The sequence below is a fragment of the Paracoccus sp. S4493 genome, from assembly GCF_000967735.1.
Taxonomy (GTDB): domain Bacteria; phylum Pseudomonadota; class Alphaproteobacteria; order Rhodobacterales; family Rhodobacteraceae; genus Paracoccus; species Paracoccus marcusii.
Genome location: NZ_JXYF01000530.1, coordinates 1 through 425, shown reverse-complemented (window position 1 = coordinate 425; position 425 = coordinate 1). Strand labels below are relative to the sequence as shown.

General features: G+C 70.4%; 1 protein-coding gene. It reads left to right on the top strand.

Translation table 11 applies throughout. The annotated features are described in order from the left end of the window. Positions 1-425 (top strand): efflux RND transporter periplasmic adaptor subunit (locus TW83_RS18885; protein WP_045984332.1); only part of this gene is annotated, 425 nt, incomplete at both ends.

Here is a 425-nt window from a genome sequence, read left to right as displayed (position 1 = left end):
GTCGCCTTCCAGCTGGCCCGGATCGAGGTCGACAACACCGTCATCCATGCCCCCGCCGACGGCAGCCTGGGCCAGATCGCCGTCCATGTCGGCCAGTACGTGACCCCCGGCACCGCGCTGGTCCCCCATGTCGGCACCGACCTGTGGGTCATCGCCAACTTTCGCGAAACCGCGATGCGGGGCCTGGCGCCGGGTTCCCCGGTCAGCTTCACCGTGGACGCGCTGCAGGACCGCCGGTTCACCGGTCAGGTCGAATCGCTGTCGCCCGCGACCGCATCGGAATTCAGCCTGATGGCGGGCACCGCAAGCGCCGGCAACTTCACCAAGATCGCCCAGCGCCTGCCGGTGCGCATCACCATCGATCCCGACCAGGACCGCGCCGCCCTGCGCCCCGGCATGTCTGTCGTGGTCCGCGCCGGGTCCTG